Annotated in this window: 5 protein-coding genes, 1 tRNA gene, 2 rRNA genes and 1 pseudogene (1 of these 9 cut by a window edge); 4 read left to right on the plus strand and 5 right to left on the minus strand. The window is 53.8% G+C overall.

Translation table 11 applies throughout. The annotated features are described in order from the left end of the window. The first annotated feature begins 91 nt into the window (after positions 1 to 91). Complete coding sequence (tnpC, locus tag KHQ09_RS16600; protein ID WP_213599410.1) at positions 92 to 1,642, plus strand: IS66 family transposase; 1,551 nt, start codon at positions 92 to 94, stop codon at positions 1,640 to 1,642. A gap of 594 nt (positions 1,643 to 2,236) precedes the next feature. Here the strand turns inward: tnpC and KHQ09_RS16605 are convergent. Further along, positions 2,237 to 5,818 carry an SIR2 family protein gene (locus KHQ09_RS16605; RefSeq protein WP_213599418.1) on the minus strand — a complete coding sequence of 1,194 codons (3,582 nt, stop codon included), beginning with the start codon at positions 5,816 to 5,818 and terminating at the stop codon, positions 2,237 to 2,239. Between the two features lie 677 nt (positions 5,819 to 6,495). Here KHQ09_RS16605 and KHQ09_RS16610 point away from each other — a divergent pair. The 3 genes and pseudogenes from KHQ09_RS16610 to KHQ09_RS18555 form a co-directional block, all read left to right on the plus strand. Further along, positions 6,496 to 6,687, plus strand: coding sequence for a hypothetical protein (locus tag KHQ09_RS16610; protein ID WP_213599420.1), 192 nt, complete (start codon positions 6,496 to 6,498; stop codon positions 6,685 to 6,687). A 75-nt stretch (positions 6,688 to 6,762) separates the two neighbouring features. Next, positions 6,763 to 6,963, plus strand: a complete 201-nt coding sequence (locus tag KHQ09_RS16615; RefSeq protein ID WP_213599422.1) for a type II toxin-antitoxin system prevent-host-death family antitoxin — start codon at positions 6,763 to 6,765, stop codon at positions 6,961 to 6,963. A 39-nt stretch (positions 6,964 to 7,002) separates the two neighbouring features. Continuing rightward, positions 7,003 to 8,058: pseudogene (locus KHQ09_RS18555) on the plus strand (recombinase family protein); the annotation flags it as partial. 51 nt (positions 8,059 to 8,109) lie between these two features. Here KHQ09_RS18555 and KHQ09_RS18560 read toward each other — a convergent pair. The 4 genes from KHQ09_RS18560 to KHQ09_RS16635 all read right to left on the minus strand — a co-directional run. Further along, positions 8,110 to 8,592, minus strand: a complete 483-nt coding sequence (locus tag KHQ09_RS18560; RefSeq protein ID WP_338019241.1) for a hypothetical protein — start codon at positions 8,590 to 8,592, stop codon at positions 8,110 to 8,112. Positions 8,593 to 8,656: 64 nt separating this feature from the next. Beyond that, positions 8,657 to 8,733, minus strand: a tRNA-Met gene (locus KHQ09_RS16625). A gap of 244 nt (positions 8,734 to 8,977) precedes the next feature. Continuing rightward, positions 8,978 to 9,092: ribosomal RNA gene (gene rrf, locus KHQ09_RS16630) — 5S ribosomal RNA — on the minus strand. 223 nt (positions 9,093 to 9,315) lie between these two features. Further along, a 23S ribosomal RNA gene (locus tag KHQ09_RS16635) occupies positions 9,316 to 10,924 on the minus strand; it runs 1,199 nt beyond the window's last position.

A 10,924-nucleotide genomic window follows, 5' to 3' on the forward strand; every position in this document is an offset into this window, starting at 1 on the left:
ACAATAGAATGCTCTAAAAATAGCTGCGGCACGATGACTCTGACAGCATATTCAACAAGCAAATCAAGGCAGAATTTGGTAAGATCGGTCCATGTTAAACGCAGCTGATCTTCCGAATGATATTGCTGAACTCAAAGCGCTGTTAATCGCAGCAACTGCGCTTGGGGCTCGTAAAGATGAGCGCATTGAACGGCTGGAGAAACTGGTTGCAGCCTTCAAACAGGCAGCTTTTGGGCGCAAGTCAGAAAAGGTCAATCCAGAGCAGTTTGATCTGGCACTGGAGGATCTGGAAACTGCCATTGCGCAGATCCATGCAGAGGACGAAGCTGATACAGCTTCGATCAAACGAACATCCAAGACGCGTTCCGTCAATCGTGGTTCTCTGCCAAAACATCTGCCACGTATTGATGAAGTAATTGAGCCGGAAAGCCTGATCTGTACCTGCGGTGGCTGTCTGCATTGCATTGGCGAGGATGTTTCTGAGCGACTGGATGTGATCCCTGCACAGTTCCGTGTCATTGTCACGCATCGTCCCAAATATGCATGCCGTGCTTGTACGGATGGTGTCACACAAGCTCCAGCACCAGCCCGATTAATTCCGTCAGGCCTACCAACAGAGGCAACTGTTGCTCATATATTGGTATCCAAATATGCCGACCATCTTCCGTTGTATCGGCAAGCCCAGATTATGGCCCGTCAGGGCATAGATATTGATCGCTCTACGCTGGCCGATTGGGTCGGACGGGCAGCGTATGAATTACGACCTGTCTTTGATGCGCTGATTGCTGATCTCAAGCGATCGAACAAACTCTTCATGGATGAAACGCGGGCACCGGTGCTTGATCCGGGATCAGGAAAGACCAAGACAGGCTACTTCTGGGCTTTGGCACGTGATGATCGGCCATGGGCCACGTATGGGGGCGGCAATGCACCGCCTGGTGTTGCGTTCACCTATGCGCCGGGACGTGCAGGACAATATGCGGAACAGATATTGCAAGGCTTCACAGGCATCCTGCAGGTCGATGGCTATGCAGGCTATAATCGGCTGATCGCACCAGAGCGTGTTGGACCCAATATACAATTGGCTTACTGCTGGGCGCATGCGCGTCGCAAGCTCATTGAGATCGTACGGACTGGTTCATCACCAATTGCAGAAGAGGGCATAAAACGGATCGGTGATCTCTACAGGATCGAAGCGGAAATCCGCGGTCTTAACCCGGAAGCGCGCTTGGCAGCCCGTCAGGAGCAATCAAAGCCAATCATAATAGATATGGAAACATGGCTTGTTTATCACCGTACACGGGTATCGGCGAAAGCTCCGTTGGGCGAAGCGTTGAAATATATAGCTAAATACTGGAACGGCCTCTGCCTGTTCTTATCCGACGGCCGTATCGAGCTGGACAACAACGCTGTCGAGCGAACGATCCGTCCAATCGCATTGAATAGAAAAAACGCACTCTTTGCAGGCCATGAAGCAGGTGCTCATAACTGGGCTACAATCGCCTCACTCATTGAAACGTGCAAACTTAACGCCATCGATCCGCAAAAATGGCTGACAAGCACGTTAACTGCGATCGTTAATGGCCATAAACAAAACCAAATTGACCAACTTTTACCATGGAATTATCCAAGCAAGGTGTGATCGAAACATCGCTTACGATAGACCGGAACACAACCGGTGCAAGACCAGTCAGAATTTTGTGCACGCGCGTCGCAACGCGCATTAAGACACTCGCGGCTATGCCGATCTCGGAAAGCAACATGTTGGAAGTAGGCCGCCGATTGGGTGCCATCTATCATCATGTCGATGATGCCGTGCCCGCAGACCTAAGCGAGGAAATCAGGCGACAGCTTCGCGCAGTGTTGCCCGCAGAGAGCCATGCCATCATTGATGCACGAATTGCGAGGGCGAATGCGGCTCAGTACCCCTACGGGTACCACTGGGCTCCGTCGATATACACATGTGTTGAGCGAGAGATTAGGTACACGAGTTTTGCCTAATCTGACCGATCGGAGCTGCAAGAGTTTCGATTTTTAGATGTCCCTTCTGGCAGCGCAGGGCCGCGCCGGTCGGTCCATTGCGCAAGCGCGATCTGAAGGCGCGTAACGGTCCGGCGACTACCGACCCCATTGTCACCATTCTGGGTGCTTCTGTTCCCGCTCGAAATCTGCCATTCGTTTGCTTTTCCCAGACGGCATAGCCGGGGCCAGAAGGAGGCTGCATTAGTGGGTGATACTACGCGCTCGCCTGACGTGCTAGCCCATCTAGCCTGATGTAAGCGTCATCAAGCTTCACGCTTTGATCTGCCGCTGTACCGTCGTCTAGCAATTTTCGAAGGTCTCGTGGCACGGGATAGGCGTCTGGGTCGATAAGGACATTAGTCAACTGGATGAACGCCAACGGATAGTGTGCCACCAAAGCATCATGCTTTTCGTCCAACCGCAAAGTATGGGAGATCTCGTACAGTCGATAAGGGATTAAATAGTCTGAAACCCTTGCTACGGCGTTTGGCAGTGCATCGCCGCAATCGAGGACCATGTGGACTAGGTTTTGTGATGTTCGTTCATCACGCAGGCTAGCATCTAGTGGCCAAATTGCAGAAAATAACGGGCCAACAACGTCATTCCATAGATTCGACGGGGATGCTGGCTGATCGTCTGTTCCATCGTCTGCATCTGACATGACACGCCAAAGCATCCAACTTACGTGATTCCGAAGGCTTGGTGGTCCTAACGTCAGCAATCGCCTCAGTTCCGCATCTGAAAGCTCGAATTCCGCACCTTCGCCACTATGGTGCCAAATGGCGACGCTGACCAGACTTGCCAGTATGTTTTCTAGTTCATTGTCTCCTAGCTTTCGTTTTTCGATGGCCTCAAGCATGGTTGGTTTAAGACGGTTGAAAACGTTTGCGGCTCCGATGCGACTTCTTGCGTATCCCTGCCACAACACCTTTGCTTCATCGTGATCCCATTCAAGCTTCGGTATCAGATTCCGATGCGCCCAATCTGGGTCTATGAAGTTCAGATAATTGAGCCGTTCGGCTAACAGAACCCTCGCTAGCAAACCGGCACGTCCGTTGGCTGCTATCATCTTGTCCAATCGTTCACGAAAATTCTCTGGCAAGCCAGAGTCCTTCGCCGGCTGCGATTCACCTAGCGTATCAAGCAATGACCAAGCAAGTATCCCACCGGGTCGATTAAGGGCCTCAAACATCAGATTGGAATCGTCGGCAGAATCATCAGATTCAGCGTCCGCTTCTGGATAGGCCAACGTTGCCATTTTATCCCAAAGCGCAAAGAAATGCGTTCCGATGGGTTCGCGCTTGCGCTCAAGCCATTGGGTGGCTGGGAGTAAGATTTCCACCAAAGTTGCATCTGGCATGGCTAGAACTGAATTGACCAGCCTATCTTGAAAATCGGCAGCTTCGACGTTCATCGCCGCATTGATAAGACTGCGCCACGCCTCGGAATTCCAATTGTTTGCTTGTGCTTCTGACAACAAACCCCGCAAGGCGCGACCCGGGTCCGCTGCACAGAATACCCGCCAGATGTCGCCTTGGTGGAAGTTGCCTTCGCGTTGAAGACGCATGGCCTCGTCAACCAAACGTTCTTCTGAAACGTTGGCTAATTTTTCGGCTTCACCATCAGGTCCGGAACGCACTTCCATCCAATGGCTAAAGTCGTCTCTTTCGCCGGGACCGCCTGCCCATTCGGGATGCCGCCCCCGAATTTGCTCCAACGTGCCCACACTGTCTTGTGTTAGCTCACAGCCTGAACCTTGAAGTCGACCAAGACGTCGGAAGACCGAAGAATCTTGGATGGACTGCCACTTTTCCTCGTCGTCAGCAATTTCAATTGCATAGAAAGACTGCGGGATTCCCGAACGGAATCGATCTTCTATGCATTCTCGCGCTTCACCCCTAATGTCGGACCATTTGCCGACCAGCGTTCTCATCATCTCGACTGGCGAGTGACTGCCCCAGAAGATCTCATCACTTAGTTCGATCACCGCATCCGCAGCAAAGTTGGCATCAAAGATCGGGTTGTGTAAGGCATATAACCAAAGGCGCTGCACCAGTTCGAATTGCGACCGACGCCAACGTAAAGCAATTCCACGTGCCGCTTCGGAATCAAGTGTCGCAAGTTTATCCCAGAGGTCCGCTACTAAGCGTGTGATCGGATAGAAACCCGAACGGTGGGAATTTTGAGGGTGTTCGGCTACGGAGGCCACGTCGCTGCTAGCTCGGTCCCAACCGGACAAGAATTCGACGTCGCTGGCCGCTTCAAGTGAGTCAAGCAAGGCACGATCTAGCGTATTGAGTAATTGCCTGACTTGATCGAAGTCGGAAGGCCAAATTTTCATCACGTCCGATGGGGAAGGATATGTAGCCCCTTCGAAATCCACCCTTATGAGATCTGAAATCCGAATTTCTGCATCTTCGGCTTCGTCACCACCCTCCTCATGCAATTCATATCTGAAAGGCGTGCCAAGCCGCAGGCGCGGCCTAAAAATTTGTGCGATTGTTGATCGAACCTCAAAATCGGCGATACCGCGTTTTATTAACGGAACCGCGTAAAACCACTCCTGTCCAAGTTCGTTTTCGCCCAGGTTAGGTTGGCGAAGCATGAGACGCCACACTTGGTCGATAGCACTCGGGATGGTTTGCTTTTGATCACTGAGCGCTCGCCGCAATAACCACCGTCCTCGTTCATCGGCAATGCCGTGAGGCGCGCAAGCGCGAGCCATATCTGGATCATTGATCTTCGCTGCTGCCCAGCTACCAAAATGGGCACCACCATGTCGGAAGACTCGGCGTTCGACCAAGGGTTTGACCCATTTGGCGTCAGGTCCGATCGATCCAAGTATCTCCGAGGCATCCCCGTGGCCTAAGAGTGCAACACACTCAGTCATTTCATCGTCAGTTGCACTATCCGGTTCTTCTCCCAGCAAAACAGTCAAGCGTTGGGTGCGCCACGCGGTGGGGTCTAGGGAATAAGTCCACCACTCGAGGAGGGTATTGTACAATGCGGAATGATCGTGGCCGGCTGTCGGGTATAAGATAGGCTTCACACCTTTTGCCTTCCAAAGCGCCTCCTGCAATTCCTCATCGCCATCCTTCGCTGGGGCGAAGGCATATACTTGTCTTAGGTCGGAGAATCGTTCCCTATCCGCCTCAAGTGCTTCAAGAAGATACCGCATGGGCGGATCCTCTGCCTGATAACCAATCAGTACCAGCGTGTGTGATCGGGCCAAATCATACATGTACCTAGATGCCCAACCGGTACGCAGATATGCGTCCCCGAACTCTGCACTGGTCAAAACAATGTCGGTTTCAGAGAGATTCAGGGCTGCATCTGGATCGGAAAGGCGTCCATGCAGATGCAAGACCCCGGAAAATCCCGCTCCTCGTGGGGGAGGAAGCCCAACACCTGCATGCGAAGCAATTGCACCACCACGTCCCTCACTCCACGATCTTTCGAATAGCGTGTCGAAGTTGGTTGTTAGCAGCCGCGTCTTTCCGGCTTCGTCGCGGGATAGCTCCATCAGTGCCAAGTGGTTTTCCAAGGAACCCGCGGTTGATACGTCAAGTGCTGCACGCACCGCTGATCGAATACGGTCTCGCATGCGGCGATTATGGATGGGATTTGTTCCAGATAGTCGACGTTCGAGGCACCGCAACACTCGGTCATACTGACCTGACAGAGCGCCGTTTTCGCGCATGCCTTCATGCTCTGCCGCATGCAGCGACCAGTCTTCGCCGAGCTCCGCATATATTTTCTCGACCAGTTCCCTGAAGGATGGCAGCCCCGCAGCCATCGATACCCCGGCCCCGCACACAAAGATTGTTTCACCCCGTTCTTGGGCTTCCACAAGTTCGTTCGGGATAGCGGGACCGTTGTTTCTGAACTTCAAATCATCAACCGACAGATTATTAGGAGCGAAATGACCATAGAGCCTCTGTTTTGAACCTTATACTTATCCGAAACACCCGCCAACGCTTCCTGCTTCCGCCTTGTACGAATGTCTGCAACCTAGGAACCACCACACTTAATTGAATGACTGACATGCTGAGCTTCCTAGCCGAAGCTTGTTGGCCCAGTGGAAGGTAGTTTCGCGGCGTCGCGGCCCAAAACCTGCCAGTCCATTTTCCACCCAAAGTTAGACATCCTACATGAAGAGGTCAACGGCAGCTTTCGGGAAATCTTACAGCAGAATGAACGGCCGAAATGGCGCGCATAGCGGTCGTTTAATGCCCTATAAGCTAGGTCTACGCAGGGTCAAAAACGACCAAACGTCCGGAAGCGATTCGAACTCGACCGAGTACGAATTGAGCATATGGGCCTCACTCACCCTCTCTCCGACTCTGAGTGACCCATCCCTTTTCTACGCCAAAGCATCCTATTCACCGCACGGAGTGCCGCGAGCCCTTCCTCAATTTGGCATTCCACGCTTCCATGTCCCCTGCCCTTTCCGGACATGGGATATTGGAGACGATGGCGGTCAAGCAGAACAGGATCAATATCGAGGGTACACCATCGACCGGACCCGAAACGGACCGGCAAGTTCCTGCGCGTAAAGACGCTGCCGTGATGTCACTGGCTCGCTTGATTGGTCGCCAGATCGCCCGCGAGCAATTTGAACGCAAGCTGGCAGCGGAGCTGCAAAGTACAACGGCACCTGCGTAGCTGACCTGCAAATCCCCTTGCATATATACGTATAACACGTATTATATCAGCAGACCTATTCTCTTGGAGTCTGCGATGCCAACCACAACCTCCCTCGAATTTCAGCGCAAGTTCGGACAATATCTGAACGAGTCGCACCGTGAGCCGATAGAGATCACGCGACATGGCCGGCGCGAGTTTGTGCTGATGTCGGCCGCCCAATATGACGAGTTGCTGTCAGCGGCGCAACGCAGCGGCAAGACTGTAGAAGCCGCCTCAGAACCTGAACGCAACTAAGATACCTCCCCCGACACGGTACCTGAAAGGATTGCCGATATGACCCGCGTTGCGCTTTATGCCCGATATTCTTCCGACAATCAGCGCGAGGCGTCGATTGAGGACCAGTTGCTCATCTGCCGCGAACAGGCGAAGCGCGAACAGTGGAAGATCGTAGGAACCTACAAGGATGCTGGCATCTCAGGCGCGAGCATGATCCTGCGCCCCGGCATTCAGGCGCTCCTGCAGGATGCCCAGACAGGCCAGTTCGACATCGTGCTGGCAGAGGCACTGGATCGCATCAGTCGCGACCAGGCTGACGTCGCCACCTTCTACAAGCACCTCAAGTTCGCAGGCGTTCAGATTGTCACGCTGTCGGAGGGCGAGATCAGCGAGTTGCACGTCGGCCTCAAGGGCACGATGAACGCGCTGTTCCTGAAAGACCTTGCCGCCAAAACCCATCGCGGCATTCGGGGCCGCGTTGAGGACGGCAAGTCGGGCGGCGGACTGTGCTTTGGCTATAATGTCGTCAAGCAGCTCGATGCACGCGGTGATCCCATTCGTGGTGATCGCGAGATCAACGAAGCCGAGGCGAATGTTGTCCGGCGCATCTTCCGCGAGTTCGCCGCCGGCGTGGGTCCGCGCACCATCGCCCGCACATTAAACGAGGAAGGTGTCCCCGGTCCGGCTGGTAAGCTCTGGAGCGACACCACCATCCGCGGCCATGTGAAGCGCGGCACGGGGCTAGTGAATAATGAACTTTATATCGGTCGTCTGATCTGGAACCGGCTTCGCTACATCAAAGATCCATCCACCGGAAAGCGCGTCTCACGCCTGAACCCGGAATCGGAATGGATCATCAAGGATGTGCCGGAGCTGCGCATTGTCGATGACGAACTCTGGCATTCAGTTCGTGTCCGGCAGGGCGAGATCGCCGAGAAGTTTGCCAACGTCACCGAAGCCGTGCGCAAGCACCACAAAAAGAATCGCCTAAACGGCACACGTCGGCCGAAGTCCCTCCTGTCCGGCCTGGTGTTCTGTGGGTGCTGCGGAGGCCCCTACTCGCTTCGCGGCGCTGATCGGTATGCCTGCTCGAACCACATCAGCAAGGGCGCCTGTTCAAACAGCCGCACGATCCCGCGTGAGGAGCTGGAAGCCCGCGTGCTCTCAGGCCTGAAGGACCGCATGATGGCGCCCGAGATTGTTGAGGAGGCGATGCGCGCTTATGCAGAAGAGACCAACCGACTGAACCGGGAACGCCGCTCCAGCGGAGATGCCTGGAAAGCGGAACTGGTAAAGATCGAGAAGCAGATCCGCGGCATCATAGAAGCGATCAAGGCCGGCATGTTCCATGAGAGCATGAAGGCTGAGATGGACACGCTCGAAGCGCGCAAGTCCGAACTGAACACCCTGCTGGCCGACGCGCCAGAGGACACACCAGACATTCTGCCGAGCGCCTCGGCGATCTATGCAAAGAAGGTTTCTGTCCTGACCAAGGCGCTCAACTGCAAGGAAGAGCGGCAGGAAGCAGCGGAGACATTGCGCTGCCTGATCGAGAAGATTTCGCTCACTCCCGGCCCAGAACGCGGCGAAGTTTACGCAACGCTGCACGGCGAACTGGGCACAATCCTCAATTGGACGGAGCGTCAAGCCATTGGAAAGGCTGCAAAAACAAAAAATCCCGCAGCTAATGCTACGGGATTGTCGTTATCAGTGGTTGCGGGGGCAGGATTTGAACCTGCGGCCTTCAGGTTATGAGCCTGACGAGCTACCGGGCTGCTCCACCCCGCGTCAAAGTTAGTACAAGCCTTTGAGGCCCGGGAGCGAAGTCAGCCTCTTTTTCAGGTTATGGGCCTGATGAGGTGAGGCCGTATAGCAATCGATTGATTATCGATTGTAGGCCGAACGGGCGCTCCACCCTAGATATATGATCGCTTAAGATTTGCTTTGAAGATTGTCTTATCGGTAAGCGATTGATTTGCGCGTTTAGCGCTGAATGTTTGAGAAGATGTTTTGATTTCTGTGCCTTTTGCAGACCTGGCAGCGACCTACTCTCCCGTGTCTTAAGACAAAGTACCATCGGCGCTGGAGCGTTTCACGGCCGAGTTCGGAATGGGATCGGGTGCAGCCGCTCCGCCATAACCACCAGGTCAGCAAAGGGCACAGAAACAAATAAGAAGCTGGGTTTTTCGTGCATAAGATCTTAGCGCCTCGGTCACGAACACACAGTGTTCGCAAGTGCGACCGCACGTCGGCCACTTTTGGCCGCCCTCGCGGAGGATCAGCAGCTTTAGCTGCGTACGATCCGTGAGCGCTAGTCTAATTCTATCAAACTCATCCATTGGATGAGCTTGATGGATATTGATAATGAGAACAATCAAGTCGATCGAGCTATTAGTACCGGTCAGCTGCATGCATTACTGCACTTCCACATCCGGCCTATCAACGTGGTGGTCTTCCACGGCTCTGATAGGGAATACTCGTTTTAAGGTTAGTTTCCCGCTTAGATGCCTTCAGCGGTTATCTAGTCCGTATATAGCTACTCTGCTATGCCGTTGGCACGACAACAGATCCACCAGAGATACGTCCATCCCGGTCCTCTCGTACTAGGGACAGATCCTTTCAATATTCCTACACCCACGGCAGATAGGGACCGAACTGTCTCACGACGTTCTGAACCCAACTCACGTACCGCTTTAAATGGCGAACAGCCATACCCTTGGGACCTGCTCCAGCCCCAGGATGCGATGAGTCGACATCGAGGTGCCAAACAACCCCGTCGATATGGACTCTTGGGGGTCATCAGCCTGTTATCCCCGGCGTACCTTTTATCCGTTGAGCGATGGCCCTTCCACACGGGACCACCGGATCACTATGACCGACTTTCGTCTCTGCTCGACTTGTCTGTCTTGCAGTCAGGCGGGCTTATGCCATTGCACTCGACGAACGATTTCCGACCGTTCTGAGCCCACCATCGCGCGCCTCCGTTACTCTTTAGGAGGCGACCGCCCCAGTCAAACTACCCACCATACACGGTCCTGGACCCGGATATACGGGTCGCAGTTAGACATCTATGACGATAAGGGTGGTATTTCAAGGATGACTCCACGAAGGCTGGCGCCTCCGCTTCAAAGTCTACCACCTATCCTACACATGTCGCCACAAATGCCAGTGTAAAGCTATAGTAAAGGTGCACGGGGTCTTTCCGTCTAACCGCAGGAACCCCGCATCTTCACGGGGAATTCAATTTCACTGAGTCTGCGTTGGAGACAGCGGGGAAGTCGTTACGCCATTCGTGCAGGTCGGAACTTACCCGACAAGGAATTTCGCTACCTTAGGACCGTTATAGTTACGGCCGCCGTTTACTGGGGCTTCAATTCAAGGCTTGCACCTCTCCTCTTAACCTTCCAGCACCGGGCAGGCGTCAGACCCTATACGTCGTCTTGCGACTTCGCAGAGCCCTGTGTTTTTGGTAAACAGTCGCTACCCCCTGGTCTGTGCCACCCTCATCTGCTTGCGCAAACAAGGGTCACGCTTCTTCCGAAGTTACGCGTGCAATTTGCCGAGTTCCTTCAACGCAGTTCTCTCAAGCGCCTTGGTATACTCTACCAGTCCACCAGTGTCGGTTTAGGGTACGGTCTATATGTGGGAGCTATTTCCTGGAACCGCTTCGCTGCAAGATCAATCCAATAAGACCTTACAACACACGCGATCCGTCACTACCCACAGGCCCACGAATATTAACGTGGTTCCCATCGACTACGCCTTTCGGCCTCGCCTTAGGGGCCGGCTAACCCTGCTCAGATTAACTTTAAGCAGGAACCCTTGGACTTTCGGCGAGAGTGTCTCTCACACTCTTTATCGTTACTCATGTCAGCATTCTCACTTCTGATACCTCCAGGATCTCTCACGAGTATCCCTTCACAGGCTTACAGAACGCTCCGCTACCACGCACATACGTGCATCCACAGCTTCGGTGTAT

This window comes from Pseudochrobactrum algeriensis (genome assembly GCF_018436245.1).
Classification (GTDB): Bacteria; Pseudomonadota; Alphaproteobacteria; order Rhizobiales; family Rhizobiaceae; genus Pseudochrobactrum; species Pseudochrobactrum saccharolyticum.

Bases quoted from the DNA above. Each gene is read 5' to 3' on its own strand.
- tnpC (WP_213599410.1), top strand. From the start codon at position 92: ATGTTAAACGCAGCTGATCTTCCGAATGATATTGCTGAACTCAAAGCG.
- KHQ09_RS16605 (WP_213599418.1), bottom strand. From the start codon at position 5,818: ATGGCTGCGGGGCTGCCATCCTTCAGGGAACTGGTCGAGAAAATATAT.
- KHQ09_RS16610 (WP_213599420.1), top strand. From the start codon at position 6,496: ATGGCGGTCAAGCAGAACAGGATCAATATCGAGGGTACACCATCGACC.
- KHQ09_RS16615 (WP_213599422.1), top strand. From the start codon at position 6,763: ATGCCAACCACAACCTCCCTCGAATTTCAGCGCAAGTTCGGACAATAT.